General features: G+C 43.3%; 20 protein-coding genes, 1 pseudogene and 1 other annotated feature. Of the genes and pseudogenes, 18 read left to right on the top strand and 3 right to left on the bottom strand.

Going from position 1 to position 21,937, the window contains the following annotated elements; all coding sequences use genetic code 11:
• From M3650_RS25735 to M3650_RS25755, 5 genes are all read left to right on the top strand, one after another.
• Positions 1-205 (top strand): hypothetical protein (locus tag M3650_RS25735; protein WP_251578907.1); only part of this gene is annotated, 205 nt, incomplete at its 5' end.
• Between the two features lie 273 nt (positions 206-478).
• A complete protein-coding gene (locus M3650_RS33230; protein WP_483311792.1) occupies positions 479-706 on the top strand; it encodes a hypothetical protein in 228 nt (75 codons plus the stop codon).
• Positions 681-1,001, top strand: coding sequence for an ArsR/SmtB family transcription factor (locus tag M3650_RS25745; RefSeq protein WP_019423442.1), 321 nt, complete (start codon positions 681-683; stop codon positions 999-1,001). The genes M3650_RS33230 and M3650_RS25745 overlap by 26 nt, the downstream gene beginning before the upstream one ends.
• Before the next feature lie 67 nt (positions 1,002-1,068).
• The gene (locus M3650_RS25750; protein ID WP_251578908.1) at positions 1,069-1,986 is read left to right on the top strand and encodes a DMT family transporter; all 918 of its coding nucleotides are present in this window, start codon (positions 1,069-1,071) and stop codon (positions 1,984-1,986) included.
• Between the two features lie 109 nt (positions 1,987-2,095).
• Positions 2,096-2,989 carry a DMT family transporter gene (locus M3650_RS25755; RefSeq protein WP_019423444.1) on the top strand — a complete coding sequence of 298 codons (894 nt, stop codon included), beginning with the start codon at positions 2,096-2,098 and terminating at the stop codon, positions 2,987-2,989.
• Between the two features lie 140 nt (positions 2,990-3,129).
• Here the strand turns inward: M3650_RS25755 and M3650_RS25760 are convergent, their stop codons facing one another.
• Positions 3,130-3,870 (bottom strand): endonuclease/exonuclease/phosphatase family protein, encoded by a 741-nt coding sequence (locus M3650_RS25760; RefSeq protein WP_251578909.1) that lies wholly within the window; start codon positions 3,868-3,870, stop codon positions 3,130-3,132.
• Positions 3,871-4,090: 220 nt separating this feature from the next.
• Between M3650_RS25760 and M3650_RS25765 the strand changes: the two genes are divergently transcribed.
• The gene (locus tag M3650_RS25765) at positions 4,091-5,281 is read left to right on the top strand and encodes an ATP-binding protein (protein ID WP_251578910.1); all 1,191 of its coding nucleotides are present in this window, start codon (positions 4,091-4,093) and stop codon (positions 5,279-5,281) included.
• A gap of 48 nt (positions 5,282-5,329) precedes the next feature.
• Here M3650_RS25765 and M3650_RS25770 read toward each other — a convergent pair whose 3' ends face one another.
• A complete protein-coding gene (locus M3650_RS25770; protein ID WP_251578911.1) occupies positions 5,330-6,730 on the bottom strand; it encodes a sulfatase family protein in 1,401 nt (466 codons plus the stop codon).
• Positions 6,731-7,323: 593 nt separating this feature from the next.
• Between M3650_RS25770 and M3650_RS25775 the strand changes: the two genes are divergently transcribed.
• The 4 genes from M3650_RS25775 (at position 7,324) to M3650_RS25790 (ending at position 11,035) form a co-directional block, all read left to right on the top strand.
• Positions 7,324-8,277 carry an ABC transporter permease gene (locus M3650_RS25775; protein ID WP_251578913.1) on the top strand — a complete coding sequence of 318 codons (954 nt, stop codon included), beginning with the start codon at positions 7,324-7,326 and terminating at the stop codon, positions 8,275-8,277.
• On the top strand, positions 8,267-9,217 hold the full coding sequence (locus M3650_RS25780) for an iron chelate uptake ABC transporter family permease subunit (RefSeq protein WP_019423449.1): 951 nt from the start codon (positions 8,267-8,269) through the stop codon (positions 9,215-9,217). The genes M3650_RS25775 and M3650_RS25780 overlap by 11 nt, the downstream gene beginning before the upstream one ends.
• Positions 9,211-9,969, top strand: coding sequence for an iron ABC transporter ATP-binding protein (locus M3650_RS25785; RefSeq protein WP_019423450.1), 759 nt, complete (start codon positions 9,211-9,213; stop codon positions 9,967-9,969). The genes M3650_RS25780 and M3650_RS25785 overlap by 7 nt, the downstream gene beginning before the upstream one ends.
• 112 nt (positions 9,970-10,081) lie before the next feature.
• A complete protein-coding gene (locus M3650_RS25790; protein WP_251578915.1) occupies positions 10,082-11,035 on the top strand; it encodes a siderophore ABC transporter substrate-binding protein in 954 nt (317 codons plus the stop codon).
• Between the two features lie 199 nt (positions 11,036-11,234).
• Here M3650_RS25790 and M3650_RS25795 read toward each other — a convergent pair.
• A pseudogene (locus M3650_RS25795) lies at positions 11,235-11,420 on the bottom strand (response regulator); the annotation flags it as partial.
• Positions 11,421-11,807: 387 nt separating this feature from the next.
• Here M3650_RS25795 and M3650_RS25800 point away from each other — a divergent pair.
• The 8 genes from M3650_RS25800 (at position 11,808) to nhaC (ending at position 21,548) form a co-directional block, all read left to right on the top strand.
• On the top strand, positions 11,808-11,996 hold the full coding sequence (locus M3650_RS25800; protein ID WP_285848675.1) for a methyl-accepting chemotaxis protein: 189 nt from the start codon (positions 11,808-11,810) through the stop codon (positions 11,994-11,996).
• A 200-nt stretch (positions 11,997-12,196) separates the two neighbouring features.
• Complete coding sequence (locus M3650_RS25805) at positions 12,197-12,472, top strand: helix-turn-helix transcriptional regulator (protein ID WP_251578917.1); 276 nt, start codon at positions 12,197-12,199, stop codon at positions 12,470-12,472.
• A 101-nt stretch (positions 12,473-12,573) separates the two neighbouring features.
• Positions 12,574-12,796 (top strand) — a binding site (T-box leader).
• An 86-nt stretch (positions 12,797-12,882) separates the two neighbouring features.
• Positions 12,883-14,142, top strand: a complete 1,260-nt coding sequence (gene tyrS / locus M3650_RS25810; protein WP_251578919.1) for a tyrosine--tRNA ligase — start codon at positions 12,883-12,885, stop codon at positions 14,140-14,142.
• A 47-nt stretch (positions 14,143-14,189) separates the two neighbouring features.
• Positions 14,190-14,897, top strand: a complete 708-nt coding sequence (locus tag M3650_RS25815) for a protein rep (protein WP_285848677.1) — start codon at positions 14,190-14,192, stop codon at positions 14,895-14,897.
• Between the two features lie 919 nt (positions 14,898-15,816).
• Positions 15,817-17,226, top strand: a complete 1,410-nt coding sequence (tyrP, locus tag M3650_RS25820) for a tyrosine-tyramine antiporter (RefSeq protein WP_019423457.1) — start codon at positions 15,817-15,819, stop codon at positions 17,224-17,226.
• Between the two features lie 75 nt (positions 17,227-17,301).
• Positions 17,302-19,170: a tyrosine decarboxylase gene (gene tdc, locus M3650_RS25825; protein ID WP_251578921.1), complete on the top strand. Its 1,869-nt coding sequence runs from the start codon at positions 17,302-17,304 to the stop codon at positions 19,168-19,170.
• 84 nt (positions 19,171-19,254) lie between these two features.
• On the top strand, positions 19,255-20,079 hold the full coding sequence (gene thiD, locus M3650_RS25830) for a bifunctional hydroxymethylpyrimidine kinase/phosphomethylpyrimidine kinase (RefSeq protein WP_251578922.1): 825 nt from the start codon (positions 19,255-19,257) through the stop codon (positions 20,077-20,079).
• A 92-nt stretch (positions 20,080-20,171) separates the two neighbouring features.
• Positions 20,172-21,548 carry a Na+/H+ antiporter NhaC gene (gene nhaC, locus M3650_RS25835; protein WP_251578923.1) on the top strand — a complete coding sequence of 459 codons (1,377 nt, stop codon included), beginning with the start codon at positions 20,172-20,174 and terminating at the stop codon, positions 21,546-21,548.
• Positions 21,549-21,937: the final 389 nt, after the last annotated feature.

The raw sequence follows: 21,937 nt of genomic DNA on the forward strand, positions 1-21,937 counted from the left end.
GCTTCGGGAGCACAGAGATCACCAGCCTTTGATGAGATACTTTGATTATACCGAAAAAAAGAGACAGACTCTTCAAAAAAATGAAGAATTGTCTCTTTCAGGACTAAGGGACTTTTTCAGTGGCCTCCTTCTTGAGGAAGGGTTTCTTTTTTTGCGTCATGCCAGACGGATCGCCCCTTTCCCTTCACACGAGCGGCCAGTCTAATAATGGCCCATATGCCCATTCTCCCATTCGGTCAGCAGGGAACTCGTAGAGGTGTCCATTCTCCCATGCAGTCAGGATGATATCGCCCAAATCAAGCACATGAGGTTTCGGATTGCATGGCATGAAACGGCCGATGGACGGTGACAGTCACCTGAAGACATCTATCGGTGTGCTGTCTTCTGAATGAAGGGGAGAATGAAGCAAAGGACTGATAGAAACAAAGCGGCTCCATGGCCAGGTTATAGCAGACATTCCCGCTTGGAAACAATGGGCATGAAAATAACGCAATATTTGATTTTCATGTTCTCGTTCTTCTTCTGCCTATATTCGGTCTGCGCGTTCTGGAAGACACGCAAGCGGGAATTCGACATTCTAATGGCTCACGGCATGTCGCCCCACGGGCGCTTGAAAAACGATAAGCGATGGCATAAAATGAATATGCTTAAAAATATCAACACAAGGGGGCGCAAGTTGGATGGAACCGTTCGAATGCAGAAATAAAGAACTGGTGTTGGACAAATTCAAAGAAGCGACTCCCATTTTTCAAGCGCTGGGAGACGAGAACCGCCAACAGATCATTATGCTGCTTCTGGAGCAAGGCAGCTTGAATGTCAATCAAATTACGGAAAAAATGGGAATTTCCAGACCGACTGTATCGCATCATTTAAAAATACTGCGTCAAGCCGATCTGATTTCGTTTGATAGAAACGGAACGGAGAAGTATTATTCGTTGCGCGCCAGTGAATTCATGACTCAAATTAAAGAGCTGATTGCAGCGATTGAGACAAACTACTAATTTTTTTTGAATTATATGTTTATATGTTTAAACATATAATTATTATAATGGAGAAGGAGATAACAAAATGAATGGAAACATGGCAAAGCAGGATAAAACGCAATGGAGCTCAATGTACGTATGGATGCTGCTCGTTCCTTTATTTTGGGGAGGATCGTTCGCAACGGCGAAGCATGTCGTGACCGAGATTCCTCCGCTAGTGGCTGCCACGATTCGCTTCGGCATGGCAGGAATGATATTGGCCTTGATCGTCACCATCCGATCCGTATGGAAAATGGATGTGCTGAAGGTGCGGTGGAAAGGCTTGCTGTTTATAGCCGTGACAGGTATATTCGGCTATAATGCGTTGTTCTTCGTCGGCTTGCATTATACCTCGGTCATTAATGGTTCCTTGATTATCGCGACCATGCCCGTGTTCACAGCACTGGGAGCTGTGCTATTTCTGAAGGAATCATGGAGCGGCAGAACAGGTCTTGGCCTCATTCTTACATCGATAGGCGTGCTTGTGGTCATAACGGAAGGTTCGCTGGACGCGCTTTTATCCTCGTCATTGAATATCGGAGATTTGATGTTTGTGGCAGCATTGATATGCGGAGTGCTATATAGTTTGGCAGGGAAGGCGGTAATGAAGGATGTATCGCCGTTACTCACAACTACGTTGACGACTTTATTCGGCTCTCTGCTGCTCCTGGTTAGTTCTTTGCTGGAAGGAGGGTGGGAGCGGGTTCCCCATATGTCTTGGCAAGGATGGCAGGAGATGCTTTATATGGTTGTGTGCGGAACACTGGTTGGATATATCATTTTTAACAAAGGAGTCGAACAAATCGGGGCAATGAAAGCGAGCATGTACTTAAATCTGGTTCCCATCGTTGCGACGCTGGCTTCGGTAGTACTGTACGGCTCAACGGTAGCGTGGCAGCAACTGCTCGGCATGATTATCGTATTGTCAGGTTTGTATATAGCTATGTTTGCTAAGCAAAAATGACTATCGATCGAGAAAGATATATAGGCTTCTTGGTAATTAAAGGTTGGCTGTATACAAAAAAAATAATATACTAGTAGTTATTGCTATAACATCTGGGGTTGATTCTATTATGAAGTCATTATCACTGCCTATGGTTAAAATGATTATTTCGATGTGTATATTCGGTTCGATCGGCTTCTTCTCCGAACATACGGGCCTGCCGTCACTCGAATTGGTTTTTGTGCGCTGTATTTGTGCGACATTGTTTTTGAGTCTATGCTGGGTTCTGTCTGGACAATATAGACAAGAACGATGGCACAAAAAAGAAGTTGCTCAAATTTTGGCCTGCGGCGTTTTTCTCGTATTCAATTGGGTGTTTCTATTCAAAGCTTTTGAGCTGATGTCCATTACGATAGCCATCTCTATCTATCATCTGGCTCCGGTGATCGTCATTCTGATCGGAAGTATCGTATTTAAAGAAAGATTGACGCTGCTGGCGTTTATGTCTATCGTCATCTGCTTCATTGGCACCTTGCTCGTCATTGGTCTCAATGGCGGCACATCACTTGATGAATTACTGTCTTCGGGCGTAATATGGGCGCTGCTGGCCGCTCTGTTTTATGCGTTTACGACATTGCTGGGCAAGGGCGTTGCGAATATGAGCGCCTATGCCATGACTGTATTGCAGACAACGCTCGGCATCTTCATTTTGCTGCCGTTTGTCGATTTCAGTGCTTTTGAAGGTGTGACTGCAAGCAATTGGTCCGCCATTGTAGCTACGGGATTCATTCATACCGGATTTGTCTATTATTTATTTTTTGACAGCTTGCGTTATTTGCCGACGCGCATTATTTCAGCACTCGTATTTCTCGATCCGGCCGTAGCCATTCTGCTGGATACAGTGTTTACGGGATTCCGGCCGACTGGCATGCAGATGGCAGGCATTGTGTTGATTTTCGGCGGAATGGCATTCGCGTTGGTTAAGCCGAAGGTGAAGGAGACGTCCGGGCAGGCACATGCTTAGGGTGGTCTAGTTCATGCTTGGCTGACTCTTGTGGAATGGCAGTCGGAATATGGAGCGCCTGGATTCTTAAAGTGAAATCGATCTCCTCTCGAATCGGGGATTGATTCCCGCTTATAGAGTTTCTGGCGCTCCTGTTCGCATTACCGTTTCCGCGATAACGACAAGCTTGCCACGATAGGGTAATGATCTGATGCTAGCGTCTGGATAACCTCGCGCCGCTCTCCGAAGATAACCCCACCGCCAACGAGGATGTAGTCGATCGTTTCATTTGCCTCCCCGGCCGGATACGTATATGCCATAGGAATATCGGTAAACACATTGCAAAAAGCTTGCGTCATGTGCGCAATTTCTGGACCATCCGGATATGCGTTGAAGTCGCCCGCAACGACGGCAGAACCTGTTCGTGCTGTGGCAATTGCGAGAATTTCCTCTGTTTGTGCCATCCGTTCTTTCTCTTCCAAGCCGAGGTGGGTCGCATAGAAAAACAGCCGGGCACCATTCACGTCAATTTCCGTCTTCAACAGTCCGCGCTGTTCGTTGCCGAAGCTGTTCAGCAGGTAATGGCGCTGCTTCACGATCGGGTATTTGCTTAACACGGCTATTCCGTATTGCCGCCGCTCGCTGCGTCCCGGCTCGGGGGCCCAATCCAAGTTGGCGCCATAGGCGTAATTCATCTCCAACTGCGCAGCCAATACGGCAATCGTATCCTCGTAGTTGCTTCGGTCCGCGAAGCAGCGATCGACCTCCTGCAGAGCGATAATATCCGCCTCGGAATCACGAATGACATTCGCAATCCGGACCAGATCGTACCGGTCATCCATTCCACGGCCATGCTGAATGTTGTACGACATGACGGTAAGCGAAGTATGCATCTCTATCATCATTTCACCCCTGAGTGATTGCATGGATATCGTCCTTCGTTACCTACATTTGCATAGATTGCGGCAGCAGTCAATGGAAGTCCTCCAATCACTCCCAACCTTAACGAACGAATCGTCTTCCGCTGCATGATTTATGGAAAAAAGTTAATTCGTGAACGAGGATATTCCATTCCTTTAGCGAATTATTCCGTACAAAACACATAAATCAATATTTTGGTATTTGCCGCTGGGTCAAACGGTATGGTGCATGGTTATCGCATCGGTTGTATATAACGAGAAGGGAGAGCCTGTCTTTCTATTCTCGCAGTTCCATGACATTACGGCAAAAAAGCTGACCGAATTTGTACAAAAGCAGACGGAAGACGTGTTAAGGGAAAAGGAAGAGTCCTTCCGCAACCTGTTGGAAGAGCTGCCGTTAGCCGTGCTCATCACACAAAGCGGTGTATGTCAGTATGTCAATCGCGCCGCGCTCAATTTAATTGGGGCCGAGAGCGCAGAGGATGTACTGGGAACGTCCACGAACGATATCGTAGATCCGAGCAATCACGATAAGTTGGAAGGGAGAAGGCGCAAATACCGTCAAGGGGAGAAGATAGGGAACGCCAAATATAAGATTACGTGTTATAACGGAGAGTTGAAGTATGTGGAAGGGCTCTCGATTCCAGCTACCTATTGCGGAGAACGAGCGGTAATCGGGGTATTCCAGGACGTCACGGAACGGAAGAAAGAAGAAGAGCGGATGCTTCATTCGGAGAAACTGTCGATTGTCGGCCAACTGGCGGCAGGGATTGCACATGAAATTCGTAACCCGCTCACCTCGATCAACGGATTTATTAAACTGATGCGGACATTAAAGGGAGAGAAGGAACAATACTATGACATCGTAGAATCCGAATTGAAAAGCATTGAAATCATTTGTAACGAATTACTTATATTGGCTAAGCCGAATGTCATAACGATTAGAAAAACGGATATCGTGCTGCTGCTCGAACAAATCATCGCTTTGATGAGAGTACAGGCGACCATGAAGAATAGCACAATTATATCCAGTTATTTGCATGGAACGATATGGTTATATTGTGAGCCGAATCAAATCAAGCAGGTGTTCATTAATTTAATTAAAAATGCGATTGAAGCGATGCCGGAAGGCGGACATATTTACATCGATGTCTTGTTAAGGGAGGAATCTGTATATATAACGATTCAAGACGAAGGATGCGGCATTCCCCCGGACAAGCTGGAGATGCTCGGACAGCCTTTCTATACGACGAAGGATACAGGAACGGGCCTTGGCTTAATGGTCAGCTACAATATTATTGACAATCATGGAGGAAGCATATCGGTGGATAGCTTGCCGCAGCAAGGGACCACGTTTACAATCAGCTTGCCTGTCATTACGGAAGCGGAGTAACGAATAGATAGACCCTGAATTCCCTAGACGGAAATCCAGGGCCCAATTTCATTGCTCCTCGTACACCTTCTCACCGCGGCTGGCGAGACCGGCAAGACGCAGCTGACCGGAACCGTAGACGGCCTCTTTCGTCCCGTCCAAGGCAGGGTCGACATAACGGTGGAACCATGCTTCCAGCTGCGCCTTCATCGTGGCAGCTTGACGACGATAGTCTGGATGATCAATCAAGTTGCTGCGTTCTCCCGGATCGGCTGCCAGATGATACAGCTCGTGCGGGCCGTAAGGATAGCGATGAACATACTTCCATTCCTTGCTCCGAATCATACGGACCGGACCATATTCGTCATAGATGACGATATTGTCCCGCTCCTGCATCTCTTCCCCGAGCAGAAGCGGGAGGAAGCTGCTCCCGGGGAGATGCTCAGCTTCGTCGTGTGTCAAGCCGACATAATCGAGCAGCGTGGGCATGAAATCATACCCGCTCACCAACTGCTCGCATACGATGCCGTGCGGGATCCTTCCGCCATGACTGAATAGCGCGGGAACTTTGACAGAGGTGTCGTACATATTTTGCGGGAACGTGGCGTTGCCTTTGCCCCATATGCCGTGATGCCCCGTGTTGAACCCGTTGTCGCTCAAGAAGATGACGAGCGTATTATCGCGCAAGCCCTTCTTATCCAGCTTGTGGAGAATCCGGCCAACGTTGGCATCCAGCGCCGTAATGGCAGCGTAATAGCCGATTGCATTGTCCCGCGGATTTTCTGGTCCGGGAGCGGTCGGAATGCGCCAAGGGTGTGCGGGTTCTTGCGGACACGTCTCGAATGGACAGTCAGCGTACAGGTCGGTGAAGGCTTGCGGATGGTTCCCAATCCAAGGACTGTGCGGCGCCGTATAGTGAACACTCAAATAAAAAGGTCGTGAACTGTCCTGCCATTCCAGGAACTGCAGTGCATCATCCGTAATGACATCGGTAATGTAGCCTTTTTCACAGACGAGTTCGCCTTCCCGCACCATCGGCGCATTGTAATAGGGACTCCCTCCGTTCTGATGAACGAACCAGTGGGTGAAGCCTTTTTGCGGTGTCATGCTGTCACCAAGATGCCACTTCCCGCTGATGCCGCACACATAACCGTTCTCCGCCAAAATTTCGGTGAAGGCAGTCTGACCAGCCAAATACGGAATCGCGTCTGGTCCTATGTTTCCTTCCCGGATCCAGTCGTGAACGCCATGCTGCGATGGAATGCGCCCGGTGAACAGGGATGCCCGCGCCGGCGAACAGACGGGAGAGGTGCAGAAGAAGTTGGCGAACCGGATTCCCTGTGCCGCAAGCTGGTCGAGGTTGGGCGTGTGAATTTCATGATTTCCGGCGCATCCCATGGCCCATGCCCCTTGATCGTCCGTTAACACTAACACGATATTCGGTTTGCTGCCTGCCGCCTTATTTTGCATAAATACCGCCTCCCATAATATAGGTAGCTTATGAATTCATATCTGATTCCCATCGTGGCTGTGTGCATTCGCCTAGACCTTGCTGCATGTCAAGCTTGTCCAGAAAATCGTGGTGGTCGAATAATATTGGTTGATGTCGATTAACTGAAAACGATTACGTGTATTATAGCAGAAAATGGAATTGGAATTCACTATGAAAAAAAGGAGAGCTAAGCGGACCACACACAATCGAGCAATGATATGATGAAGCTATCAGGCCGCGCTGGAGCAGGCGGCTGTATAGGGGATCAATGCTACGGATTGAAAACTACATCAAGACGATAGATTTTACCCCCGGGCAATTAAAGAAAGCCAAGTGGTCATTAATTGTGAAGCTCTCACTATCAGATGAATAAAGGTAAGCTAACGACCATTGACAACACGTCAGTGATGATTTTATCATTTTCCAATGATAATTATTATCATTAATCTTGACACTCATTTTAAGGTAGGCTACAATACTCCTTGAGTTTATTGATAATGAATATCATTACTGCCTATATTTATCCATCTATACATAAATAAAAAATCACACTCTGCAAAAAGGAAGAGTCATGAAGAAAAGATACTTGGTTATCGCCCTCATTATTTTTTCATTTGCCTCGGTTTTTATCGGGGTCAAGGATATAACGCCGCTGGATTTATTTCATTTGTCGGATGACCAAGCACAAATTTTGCTCGTCAGCAGGCTGCCGCGCCTTATCAGCATTATTATTGCAGGCGTCAGCATGAGCATCTGCGGCTTGATTATGCAGCAGTTAAGCCGCAATAAGTTCGTGTCGCCGACGACGGCGGGGACGTTGGACTCGGCCCGGCTCGGCATTCTCGTATCTTTGATGTTGTTTACGAGCGCCAGTCCGCTGCTTAAGATGGTTGTCGCCTTTGTCTTTGCCTTGCTCGGAACTTTTGTATTTATGAAGATTCTAGACAAGATCAAATTCAAAGATACGATCTTCATTCCGCTTGTCGGGTTGATGTTCGGCAACATTATCAGTTCGATTTCTACCTTTTTCGCATATAAGTATGATTTGATTCAGAATATGTCCTCATGGCTGCAGGGCGATTTCTCCATGATTCTTAAGGGGCGGTACGAGCTGATGTATATCAGCATTCCGCTCATCGTCATTGCTTACCTGTATGCCAATAAATTTACGGTTGCCGGAATGGGCGAGGATTTCTCCAAGAACTTAGGGTTGAATTACAAACGGGTCGTTAATATCGGCTTAGTAATCGTAGCTCTGGTGACTTCATCGGTAGTGCTAACGGTAGGGACGATACCGTTTCTGGGCTTGATTGTGCCGAACATCGTGTCCATATACCAAGGCGATCATTTGAAGAACAGCCTTTCTCATACCGCTCTGCTTGGGGCCGTATTCGTCTTGTTCTGTGACATACTCGGTCGAATCATTATTTATCCGTATGAGATTTCAATTAGCTTGACCGTCGGTGTCATAGGAAGTGCTATTTTCGTTTACTTACTGATGAGGAGAAGGGCACATGGGCTATAAAGGAAAACTAGGAGTTCTCGCCACCATTGCCGTCGCGTTGATTGCCGTATTTGTATTTATCAAAATCGGAAACAACTGGGGCTATGTCCTTCCACGAAGAGGCATGAAGGTATTTGCAATTATATTGACTGGGGGCTGTATCGCCTTTGCGACGACCGTATTCCAGACGATAACGAACAACCGCATATTGACGCCGAGCATTTTAGGCTTGGATTCGCTATATATGTTAATCCAGACGTTCGTCATCTTCGTATTCGGCTCCATGAACGCGACGATAACGAACAGCAATATCAACTTTATTATTTCCGTTGGCCTTATGGTTCTGTTTTCAAGTATTTTATACAAAGTCATTTTCAAGCGCGAAGATCAAAATATTTATTTTTTATTGTTAATCGGATTGATATTCGGCACCTTGTTCGGAAGTCTGTCCACGTTCATGCAGGTGCTCATCGATCCGAATGAGTTCGCCATCGTGCAGGATAAGATGTTCGCGAGCTTCAACAATATCAAGACCGATCTGCTTATTATCGCCAGCATCTCGGTGCTGCTCGTGTCGTTGTATTTCATGCGATTCACCAAGTACTTGGATGTGCTGTCGTTGGGAAGAGAGCAGGCCATTAACCTGGGCGTCGATTATGATTATGTGGTCAAGCGGCTGCTGATTGTCGTCGCGATACTCATTTCCATCTCAACGGCGCTGGTTGGCCCTATCACGTTCCTGGGGCTGCTCGTCGTGAACGTGACGTATGAGTTCTTGAAGACGTATCAGCATAAGTTTTTGATTTTAGGCTCCGTCCTCATCAGCATCATCGCGTTAGTCGGGGGACAGTTGATTGTGGAAAGAGTATTTACGTTCTCCACTACCTTAAGCGTCATTATCAATTTCGTCGGCGGGGGCTACTTCATCTATCTTCTATTAAAGGAGAATAAATCGTGGTAGAAGTAAAAAATGTCTCAAAGCAATATGGGAACAAAAACGTGGTGGAACAGGTGTCCGTTACGATAGAGAAGGGCAAGATCACCTCCTTTATCGGTCCGAACGGGGCAGGGAAGAGCACGCTGCTGTCAATGATCAGCCGTCTGATTTCGAAAGACGCAGGAGACATTTACATCGACGAGCAAGATATCAGTCAATGCAAGAGCAATGATTTGGCGAAAAAAATATCGATTCTGAAGCAGTCCAACCATATCAATCTCCGGTTGACGATTCGGGAGCTCGTATCCTTCGGACGCTTTCCCTATTCGCAAGGCAGGCTGACGACAGAGGACTGGAAATATGTCGATGAAGCGATTGAATATATGGATCTCAAGGATATAGAGCATAAATATTTGGACCAACTAAGCGGAGGCCAGAAGCAGCGGGCCTACATTGCCATGGTCATCGCCCAAAATACGGAGTATATCCTTCTGGATGAGCCTCTTAACAATTTGGATATGAAGCATTCCGTGCAAATTATGAAAATTTTACGGAGACTGGTGGATGAGCTTGGCAAGACGATCGTTATCGTCATCCATGATATTAATTTCGCTTCCTGTTATTCGGATTATATCGTCGCGCTCAAGAACGGCAGAGTCGTCAGAGAAGGCACCACCAAGGAGATTATCGTCCCGTCCGTATTGCAAGAAATATATGATATGGACATTCAGATCGAAGATATCAATGACAACAAGATTTGTGTCTATTTCGCTTAACACGGGTTACAGCTTTCAATGATTCCGTCTGGTTTCATTGAAATGATATACATGCATTTTCAAAAGGGTCACGGTGCGAACAGCATCAATAAAAAATTATCGAGGTGGAAAAATGAAGAAGACAGTTATGTTTCTCATAATTGCCATGTTGGTCACGGTAGTAGCGGCTTGCGGGCAAAAGGAATCAAAAGGCGATGCGTCCAACGCAGCGGCAACAAACCAACCGGCTGAAGAGCTTACGATCAAGCATAAATTAGGGGAAACGAAGGTAAAGAAAAATCCTTCGAAGATCGTCGTGTTTGACTTTGGCACATTGGATTCATTGGATAAATTAGGGATCGAAGTAGCTGCGATGCCGAAAGGCAACTTGCCGCCGTATCTTTCCAAATTCGAAGACGACAAATATACGAATGTCGGCAGCTTGAAAGAGCCGGATTTCGAGAAAATCAATGAGCTTGCTCCGGATTTAATTATCATTTCCGGCAGACAGTCTGACATGTATGAAGAGTTCACGAAAATTGCCCCAACGATTTACTTGGGTGTCGATACGGCGCGTTACATGGATTCCTTTAAAGAGAATGCAACGACTATCGGGCAAATTTTCGGCAAAGAAGACGAAGTGAAAACAGAACTGGCCAACATCGACGATTCGATTAAAAAGTTAAATGAAAAAGTGACGGCAAACAACAAAAACGCGCTCATCATTTTGGCGAACGACGGTAAAATCAGCGCATACGGAGCAGGTTCCCGATTCGGCATTATCCATGACGTATTCGGCTACACTCCAGTAGATAAAGATATTGAGGTTTCCACGCACGGTAAAGGTATTTCCTTTGAATACATTGTGGAAAAAGACCCGGACTACCTGTTCGTCGTTGACAGAAGCGCGGCGATAGGCGGCGAATCGTCTGCGAAGCAAGTGGTGGAGAATGAGCTGGTCAAAAATACAAAAGCATTCAAAGATGGAAATATCGTCTATCTGGATCCGAGCTACTGGTATCTGTCCGGTGGCGGACTGCTCTCCGTTGCAGAAATGGTGAAGGAAATTGATGCAGGCACGAAATAAGGATTAACTATCAAAGTGCATGAAAACAGGCGCATAACGGGCCTGCTTCCATGCACTTTTTTTGTGCGTCTATTTACCTGATCCACCGCCGAACATGCGCTTGACCTGTCCTTCTATGCCATCCCAGAACGGAAGAACGTTCTCCTTCAGCGCTTGTATATTCGCTTGAAGTGTTGATAATCTGTGCCGATCTTGGACCGAAGCCGCTCATCTTCGGCATCATGACGTCCAACACCAACACATGCGGTTGGAACGATTCCGTCTTGCTCAGCGCTTCTTCGCCACCTGTGGCCGTCTCAACCGTATATCCTTCCCGTCTCAATGCATAGGCGATCGCACTTGCAATCGCTTGCTCATCCTCAGCCACAACAATTTTGAAGTCCATGACGTTCCCTCCCATCCGATTTCATCCCAATATTCATTAATATTTTAAATATTGCTGTCTTGCTTCATACTGATAATTGTTGGACATCCCCAATATCGGTTGTATAATAGTTAGGCTCGACTCACATTATTTATGGTTAATAAGGAGAAGTAATCGATGATTACTTTGCAGGCGGAATGAAGAATCCAGCTTGAATTTATTGGGATTACAGACAGAGATTTATCCCTCTTAAAAAGTAAGAAAGTGGAGTTTGCCAGTGTGACCAATCAGCTTGTAGATGAATTGTGTACCAACAGTTTGTATCTCAGCCCGAACTTCTTGAGCTCATTACTAAACATAGTACGATCGAACAATTTAAAGAAACAGCAGCTGACCCACTGCAAAGTGATGGAATTGAACAAGGAGGTTTCCGACATTCATAATATGGGTAATGTCATGAGGGGCATTTCGGAACAAAGTCATCTCCTTGACTTGAACGCGGCTATTGAAGCGGCGAAAGCAGGAGAGCATGGCAGAGGATTTAGTATCGTGGCAGATGAAGTCCGGAAATTGGCGGCAATTCCAAGGGAGCGCTGAACAAAATCGAAGGAAAGCTAAAAGTGATTTTCAGAGTTCTTGAAAGTGTTCGAAAAGGGTCGCAAAGTATGTCGGTTTACTCCGATGAATAAGCGGCAACAGCAGGGCAGAACGCGTCTACGGTTACGATAAACGAAGAAGTTACACATGAGTTAGAGCTGCTGAAAGCGGAAATTTAACGTTCACAAGAGGTACAGAGCATGAATACAGAATACGACGAGCAACCCGTTCCGATGACGACCATGGATCAAGTGATTCACTCCTTCGCCGATCATTATCAATTGACCAAGCGGGAGAGTGAGATTATGAATCTTATGGTTGTGTACGGATATAGTAACAAAGAACTTGCTAGCCATTGCATGATTAGTGAGAAAACGGTGAAAAACCACATTGAAAAGATCAGGAACAAAGTGGGGGCAGGATCAACGCGAAAGCTGTTATCCTCCTTCATTGTGCATCAATTTACGGCCCAGTGAAAGGCTTCTCCGTCTTAAGGTGGGTGAGATAATCGATATTAGTCTAAAAGTTTATTGACAAGTATTCTTTTATTCACTATACTGTTCTGTAATCTTATATATGATATACGTTGAAAGAGCCTAGTAGCATGTTTGTCACTGTTTCCAGAAAGCTAGGGGTTGATGCAACCTAGTACAAACAAACCTGTGAATTACACTCTGGAGTATCTTAGGTAATGCTAAGCGGATTAGCAATCGATACTATTGCTAAGAGTGGTATTAATAGTGACTGCAGCGCTATTAATACAATTTGGGTGGTAACACGGTTAATAAATCGTCCCTATGTCTACTATAGACATAAGGGCGATTTTTTTTATATCAGCGTTTGTCATACGTATAGGAGATTTAAAAATAAAAGGAGTTGGACAACCATGAATATTATCGAAGAACTCGAATGGCGCGATGCGATCAACCAACAAACAGATGCAGAAGGATTACGCGAATTGGTAAATGAAAAGAAGATTTCCCTGTACTGTGGTGTCGATCCAACGGGAGATAGTATGCACATTGGACATTTAATTCCATTTATGATGATGAAACGCTTCCAGTTAGCTGGACACCATCCTGTTATCTTAATTGGTGGAGCGACCGGAACTATTGGTGACCCAAGTGGACGGCAAACAGAACGTCAATTGCAAACATTAGAGCAAGTGCAAGAGAATGTTGAAGCTCTGACTGCACAAATGAAAAAGCTCTTTGATACAGGCGGCAGCAATGAACTGAAAATGGTAAACAACTATGACTGGACACATAAAATAAACATAATAGACTTCTTGCGTGACTACGGGAAAAATTTCAGTGTCAATACGATGCTGGCAAAAGACATTGTAGCAAGTCGTCTAGATAGTGGTATTTCATTCACGGAGTTCTCATACCAGATTCTTCAGTCAATGGACTTCCATCATCTATTCAAAGAAGAAGATGTTCAATTGCAAATTGGTGGTGCCGACCAATGGGGGAACATCACAAGTGGTCTGGACTTGATTCGTAAAAAAGAAGGTTCAAGCGCCAAAGTATTCGGATTAACGATTCCATTAATGTTAAAAGCGGACGGCACCAAGTTCGGTAAAACAGCTGGCGGGGCAATATGGTTAGATGCTAACAAAACAACGCCATTTGAATTCTACCAGTTCTGGGCTAACACAGATGACCGTGATGTCATTAGATACTTGAAATTCTTCACCTTCTTAGATAAAGAGGCGATCGACGCATTAGAGGTCAAGGTGAAAACAGAACCGCATAAACGTGAAGCACAAAAAGTATTGGCGGAAGAAATGACAAGATTTGTGCACAGTGATGAATTGTTGAATCAAGCGAAAAAAATAACAGAAGCATTATTCAGCGGAGATATTAAATCATTAACCGCAGATGAAATTGAGCAAGGATTTAAAGATATGCCTACCTTCCATGCTTCAAAAGAAACAAAAAATATTGTGGAGTGGTTAGTCGATCTAGGCATTGAACCGTCTAAGCGCCAGGCTCGAGAAGATATCACGAACGGAGCAATTTCCATGAATGGGGAACGAGTAACTGATGTAAGCATGGATGTAACCATGGAAAACTCATTCGATGGCAGATTTATTATTATTCGCAAAGGCAAAAAGAACTACAGTCTAGTGAAATTGGGGTAGTTTACCTTAATTCAGCTATCATCATGGAGTAAAAGCGGGGATTAATCATGCTTGTATCGTGGAAACGCTCGTTACAATTAGCATATTTTAATCACTACATGATAACAAAAGTTAACAAAGAGAAACAAGTCAATTGGTTGGTAGTGGAGTTAGGTTTAGATAATGTGACAGAAGAACATATCAATCAAGAGCTAAATAATATGTTAATTGGATTTAATCGTTTGTTTAAGTATAAGAGCATAAAGGAAGCTACTCTTGGTTATTTTCGAATGCTGGATATTGTGAAATCAGGGGATAGATATTATCCCAGAATCCATATCTTGCTCCCAACAATAAAAAGTTATTTTCAAGGCAGATATTATATTAAATATGATAACTGGGTATCCCTGTGGAGTAAGGCATTGGATATTGAAAACAACTTATTTGTGAAGGTGAAAGCCGTTAATTCCAAGGGTGATGACCGTGCTATTATTATGAAAATGAAAAAAGGGTTATCATTGTTCGATGAAGCTGCGGAGAGTAAGCTTTCAGCTAGGAAAAATACCCATATTGCATCACGAAGATTAATAGGATATAGCAGACTTTTAAAAGATGTGATGGACCAATTCGAAATCGATAACAGCTTTGATCTAGACATGGATACATTATATACAGAAGATTCGATTGCAAATTGTGCATTTGAAAGTATGTTAGAGTGGCATCCAGGTTTAAGGGAAGAACAAAACAACCCTTTTTTCTCTTCTAGTAACATTTAAAAAAATAGGGTATCTATCATTTATGATCTTTCTAAAGAGGGACTGTCCCAAAAGCCATGGAAGTGGCTGCGGAATAGTCCCTTTCCAATTATTCGCTCAGTCATTTCTCCAGAGACCCAGAGACTCCCTTGGTCATACTGCTTTCTGAAGGATGGGGAGAATGAAGCAAAGGGGTGGATGAAGCAGATCCCCGTCAGTCTGAATGTGCCATCCATTAACGGAACATTTCGTTCCCGATAAGAGTCAGTGTCAGCACAATCCCCCTGAAGAATCTTGTTTATCGCAAAATATTTTTTTGGAAAATAATCCCCTTGTTTAAAATTCCCACAATTTTAAACCATTAAAATTTGATTGATAAATTAAAGAAAAAAAGGTTAATTCCACTATTCTCTAAGCCCCAGACTGCCAAATGAGACATTTCTTCATTCTGCATAAGTATGCCTTCCGAGCCAAAGTGATCTGCAGTGATTCCGTATAAGGTTACTTCCCATACTCCATATCTCAATGATTCCTTCCTTACAAAAAGTAAACATAGAATAATTATGCATAAATATGAATTATAAATCCGAAATTCAGTTCATAGCCGCTTTTACCCTTAAAAGCGCGCATCGTTTAAAGCCTTTATCAATAAAGTAGTAAAAGCTTTAAAGGCACAAGTAATTAGATTTTGGAAAAACAACAAAAAGCCTTATACAACAGAGAGTTATAGGTTATTGACATAACAAAAAATGAGGCGTAAACTGGCGTTGTTCCAGTTAATCGATTAACAATTATAGACAAACATTTTCATAACGAGAGGTGAAGATGAGAAATAAACCACCACATTCGTTATACATCTTTTCTTGCATGTGAATTATTTCTCTAAATTTTCAAGAGACTTTGAAATAAAGAATTGAATAGCAGAAAGAAGGACAGATTTATGGGCAAATCAAAAAGATTAACACTTTTCGGGTTAATCGGTATTACGATGGCGTTCTTTGGTACTGTACGCAGTGTACCGACGCTCTCCATAACAGGCTGGACCCAAATCTTCTACATGCTTGTGGCAGCGGTGTTATTTGCACTGCCTATCGCATTGATGTCAGCTGAGCTTTCAACAGGATTCCCTGAAGAGGGAGGGCCTCAAGTTTGGGTGAAGAAAGCTTTGGGTGAAAAATGGGGGTTCGTAACCTCTTGGTTATTATGGGTTCAAATGTTCTTCGGTATGGTAATGGTATCTTCCACAGTAGGCGTGTTGTTCGGATATGTCATTAACGTACCAGAACTATCTTCAAACAATTACTTTATTTTTGCGGTTATCCTCATTTCTTACTGGGGGGTAACGTTATTAAATCTTAAATTTGATATGGTTAAAATTTGCGGTAATTTGGGATCGGTTATAGGGGTCTACATTCCATTTGTGATTCTTGTCATTTTAGGTGTAATGTACTTGTTCAAAAACGGAATCCAGCCGAACAGCTATTTGGGGAATTTTGAAGTTAAAGATTTAGTGCCGAACTTTTCAGAATTGGGGAGCTTATCTTATTTGTCGGGGATTATCTTTATCTTCGCAGGTGTTGAAATCTCGTCCGTGCATGCGAACAATATCGAGAATCCGAAACGCAACTATCCGATAGCCGTTATTGCTTCCGTTATTTTATTGGTTATTTTTAACCTTGTTGCTGGTTTAACGGTATCCAACGCAGTACCAAGAGGGCAATTAGAACTTGCCAATATTACGCAGCCTTATCTTATATTTTGTGAAAATTTAGGCATACCATCAATCGTTGTAAATATGATCTCAGCCATGATTTTAATTGGGGTATTAGTCCAATTAAGCGCATGGGTATTGGGACCAAGTAAATCCATGATTAAAGTTGCGGATGAAGGGAACCTGCCTAAGTTCTTCCAAAAAAGAACGAAAAGGGATATTCCAATCACCTTTGTTATGATACAAGCGATTGTTATTTCATTAGTAGCTGTCTTGTACGTGGTCGTACCGGATGTCAACAGCGCGTTTCTGATTATCACGATAACAACGACCATTCTGTACTGTGTTGTATATGCATTAATTGCTATCTCAGCTATTCGCTTACGATACAAAATGCCTGAGGTTGAAAGACCTTTTAGATTAGGCAGCAAGGGTAACGGATTAATGTGGTTTGTCTCCATCTTATCCATGTTAAGTGTTGCTATCACGATTACAGTCAGTATCATTCCACCATCGATTCTGAAGCCTAGCCAATACACAGGATACATTATCTATCAAGTGGGAGCTACTATCGTTATGGTTGGTATCGCTCTGATTATTTACAAATGTAAAAAACCGGAGTGGAAAAAAAGTGAGTAATCACTAGCGAGCTACTGAATATCAAGTTTCATATATTCGTTAACATACTAATTGAACATATTGGAGGAACAAACAATGAATTATCCAATGCCAGATATCAATTTAAAAGCACTATTCCTAGGTGACAAAGGTGAAAATGTTGACTTATTCAAAGAATTGTTACTTAAAGTCGTAGATGAGCATGTGGGCTGGCGTCAAAACTATCAACCTCAAGATTTACCGGTTATTACGCCGCATGATAGAAGTTCGAAGAGCTTCCAAGAAACTGCTGACCATGTACGTAGTGTATTTAATGAGTTATCTTCCAAGCTTCGGACAGAATCGTTGCCTTGGCACACAGCAGGCCGTTTCTGGGGACATATGAATTCTGAAACGTTGATGCCTTCTATTATCGCTTATACAGCTGCTATGTTATGGAACGGCAATAACGTAGCTTATGAATCTTCACCAGGCACTTCTCAAATGGAAGAAGAAGTCGGACATGAATTCGCTACACTTATGAGCTACCAAAAAGACAAAGGCTGGGGACATATTTGTGCCGACGGTTCAATCGCGAACTTAGAAGGTCTATGGTACGCAAGAAACATGAAGTCACTTCCGCTTGCTATTAAAGAAGTAGCGCCTGAATATGTGGAAGGGAAATCAGAGTGGGAATTATTAAATATGTCTACAGAGGAAATTCTCGACATCATGGATCAAATTCCTGACAAACTTGATGAAGTGAAAGCTCGCTCTGCTCGTAGTGGTAAAAACCTCAATAAATTAGGCAAATGGTTGATTCCACAAACGAAACATTATTCTTGGTTGAAAGCTGCTGACATTATCGGAACTGGGTTGGATTGTGTAGAAGCTATCGATGTTGATAATCAATACCGCATGGACATTGACAAATTAGAAGCTAAAATTCGTGAATTAGCTGCACAAGAAATTCCGGTTCTCGGTGTAGTTGGTGTAATTGGCACAACTGAAGAAGGTCAAGTGGATCGGATCGACAAAATGGTAGAGCTTCGCGAGAAATTGGCGAAAGAAGGAATTTATTTCTACATTCATGTGGATGCTGCTTATGGCGGATATGCTCGTGCTATCTTCTTGGACGAAAACAATGAATTTATCGATTACGACAAAATTGATGAAGTTTATGAAAAATACAACATTTTCACAGAGAAAAATGAATGGCTTACCAAAGATATTTACAGTTCCTTCAAAGCCATGAATCAAGCTGAAACCATTACAATTGATCCGCACAAAATGGGGTATATTCCTTATTCCGCTGGTGCAATTGTTATTAAAGATAGCAGAATGCGTGACGCCATCTCCTACTTCGCAACCTATGTATTCGAAAAAGGTGCGGACATTCCTGCATTGCTGGGCGCTTATATTCTTGAAGGATCAAAAGCAGGCGCAACTGCAGCAGCAGTCTGGACAGCTCATAAAGTATTGCCATTAAACGTAACTGGTTATGGGAAATTAATCGGTGCAAGTATCGAGGGAGCTTATAGGTTCTACGATTTCTTGAAAAATAAAGAATTTAAAGTTGGCGATAAAACAATCAACGTTTATCCGCTAACAAAACCTGACTTCAACATGGTGGACTATGTATTCAACGAAGCAGGAAATACGGACTTGGAAAAAATGAATAAATTGAACCATGATTTCTTCGACTATGCTTCTTACGTTAAAGGTGGATTATACAACAACGAATTCATTACTTCCCATACAGATTTTGCTATTCCTGACTACGGCAATAGCCCGCTTCCATTTGTTGAAAGTCTTGGATTCAGCGAGAAAGAGTGGGATCGCGAGGGCAAAGTTACCGTACTGCGTGCTTGTGGATTATCTCCATATGCTCATGATAAAGCGGTCTTCGATGAATATGCTGCCAAGATTGAAAAAGCCATGCAAGACAAACTTGAATCGATTTACAACAACGAAATGAATTCGTAATAATGAAACGTGAATGCGTAACGATAGAATGTTGTTACGCATTCACCCTTTATACAATCTCTTACAAGACAGGGAGTGCTTGAAATGACTATCAAAAAAGTCTTAACCGTTGCCGGTTCTGATTCAAGCGGGGGAGCAGGACTGCAGGCGGATCTCAAAACGTTCGAAGAATATGGAACTTTTGGTTTGACTGCTATCACGGCTATCGTCACCATGGATGCTGACAATCATTGGCATCATCATGTACATCCAATGGACTCAGAGCTTGTGCATGAGCAATTGACAACGATATTCTCCGGCGGTTCATTGGATGCCATGAAAACGGGAATGCTCGGATCGGTCGACACCATTAAGCTCGTGAGCAACGTCATTGACAAATACGATGTGAAAAGTGTAGTAATTGATCCGGTGATGGTATGCAAAGGGGAAAATGAACTGGTACAGCCAAAAAATGGACAGGCTATACGCGAGTATCTTTTGCCAAGAGCAACGATTGTAACGCCTAATTTATTCGAAGCAGGTCAATTATCCGGCATGGCCAAGGTAAGCACGGTAGCTGACATGAAGGAAGCCGCGCAAAAAATTATAGAGCTTGGCACGAAACATGTCGTAATTAAAGGGGGGAAATCGCTAGAGGATAATAAAGCGATTGACTTGCTGTATGATGGCTCGGAATTTACATTGTATGACTCAGAGAAGATTCATACGAATCACAATCACGGCGCAGGATGCACCTTTGCCGCGGCTATAACAGCAGGACTTGCCAAGGGGCTATCTGTGAAAGAGGCAGTAGCGAAAGCAAAAGCATTCACTGCCGAAGGCATCAGGTCTGGCTTTGCTTTTAATCGTTTCGTTGGACCCGTATGGCACGGAGCATACAATAAGGCGGATCAGCGCTTGCATCAATAAGCTCAAATTATTGTTTATGTCCTATCTATATCCCAATTTTTGATGACTGCATGATTAAATAGATGGTCATTAAATGATAAGGAGTCTATCATATGAAAAAAGATGTTACGCTAAAAGAAAGTATGTTTCTTTTAGTTGTTCTATTGGCGATCATAGGAACTTGTATTATAGGCTTAGGCTTATCTCCTCAAGTTCCTATTTTGATTTCGTTAGGTGCTGTTATCTTATTCGCGAAGATGAAAGGCGTTTCTTGGGATGTCATCCACAAGGGCATTCAACACGGCATTATGCCGGGCTTGATTCCCATCCTTATATTTATGCTTATTGGCGCTTTGATAAGCGTCTGGATTGCTGCAGGAACAATTCCTACGATTATGGTTTATGGATTCGGAATTTTATCGGCAAAATTCTTTTTACCTTCCGTCTTTGTTATTTGTGCGCTTGTGGGGGTAACCGTAGGAAGCTCATTCACAACGATTTCGACAGTTGGTATCGCCTTCTTTGGGATGGGGCAAATCATGGGATACCATTCGGCACTAACCACAGGAGCCATCATTTCAGGAGCCTTCTTAGGTAATAATATATCCCCTTTATCTGATACAACTAACTTAGCATCTGCTATAGCAGAGGTGGACTTATTCGATCATATACGAAACATGATGCGGACAATGATTCCGTCGTTCGTTATTTCGCTCATCTTCTTCGCGATAGTGGGTCACTCAAAAGTCTTGTCAACAGGGGCTCAAATTGATGAATTAGTTAATACATTGTATTCCTCTTTTCCCATATCGGTTGTTACATTAATTCCAGTATTGGTGTTATTCATTTGTGCTTGGAGAAAGATACCTGCCATTCCGACTTTGCTATTGAGCATTGCTTTTACGATCTGTATCAGCTATATCTATCATCCACACACTAGCTTTGTTGAAATTTCTAATCTGATGCAAGATGGATTCGTTTCGCATACAGGAGTGGAGAGTGTAGATGTCCTGCTTACTCGCGGTGGAATTCAAAGTATGATGTGGTCTGTTTCTCTTATCCTGCTTGCGTTATCTCTGGGAGGACTGTTAGTAGAGCTCAAGATCATTAAAACCTTAATATCAAGTATTTCGGCATTCGTAAGTACAAAAGGAAAATTAATTTTAATGACTGCTTTGTGTGCCATGGGAATTAACATTCTTCTCGGTGAACAATATTTATCCATTATTTTGCCGGGTGAAGCTTTCAAATTTCAATTCGAAGAAATCAATCTGCATCCAAAACAGCTTTCGGCAATATTGGCCAATGCCGGTGCAGCCTTCAATGCGCTTATTCCCTGGGGAGTTAGTGGCGTATTCATTACGGGTACCTTAGGTGTTTCTACATTGGAATATCTTCCATTCGCAATATTTTGTATTGTCGCTCCCGTGCTAAACATTTTGTGGGGTTTTATTAGAAGAACAGAAAAAAAATCATCTAGAGCAGCTTGATCGTATCCCCTTGTCTCATCTTACATTGGACTATGTACAGTGACATGCCGTTTAGCCGCCAAACCGTACATTTTACTGTATATATTCCAATGTAGCTTACTTCAACCGCCAAGTAAAAAAATTAGTTCCACTTATATAGCCGGCTTTTTTCTGTGAAAGTCTAAACCGATGCAAGATAGAGCAACAGCAGCAACGATTCCGTTGCGAAAGGAACTTGTAATAAATGGATTTTTGGACGGAACGGGCTTCATTGGCTGAAGCGTCCACGAACTAGTAAATCCATTTTTTTGTTAACGATTACATCGGGAAATGACTTGATAATATATCCAAACTCATGGTTTTTGTAATATATGGATGAATTACGATCGGAAAAATAATGATATAATAGT

Origin of the sequence: Paenibacillus sp. MER TA 81-3, from assembly GCF_023713585.1 — a bacterium.
Lineage (GTDB): Bacteria > Bacillota > Bacilli > Paenibacillales > Paenibacillaceae > Paenibacillus_B > Paenibacillus_B profundus.